This window comes from Ochrobactrum sp. SFR4 (assembly GCF_019730395.1).
Classification (GTDB): Bacteria; Pseudomonadota; Alphaproteobacteria; order Rhizobiales; family Rhizobiaceae; genus Pseudochrobactrum.
This window is the reverse complement of record NZ_JAAPBB010000772.1, coordinates 1-272: the sequence shown is the minus strand read 5'-3', so window position 1 is coordinate 272 and position 272 is coordinate 1. Positions and strand designations below refer to the sequence as shown.

General features: G+C 44.1%; 1 protein-coding gene. It reads left to right on the top strand.

Annotated elements, in window-relative coordinates; all coding sequences use genetic code 11:
* Positions 1–81 precede the first annotated feature (81 nt).
* Positions 82–272, top strand: a 191-nt coding sequence (locus tag HBA93_RS21180) for a hypothetical protein (protein WP_221724582.1), incomplete at its 3' end; no start/stop codon positions are given.

The window sequence follows — 272 nt, the reverse complement described above, 5'->3', positions numbered from 1 at the left end:
GGTGAAGCTCCGGTACTTTGAAAAGTGCGAACAATCGCACTGAGGTGATTGCTCTATATAACCCGAGCAGTTTCAGGAAAAGTGGGAACCGGTTTTCCGTCCGAAACTGCGGCTAAAGAAATTAACAGAGCGTTTTTAACTGCCCGTTTCGAATTGAAACGCTCTGTACACTGTTCTATAGAATTACGGTTTCGCAGTTCTTATATGCACAAAGATTTCAACACAGACCGGCTTGGATTGAACATTTCCCCCGATCCGGTAAAAATTCTGAC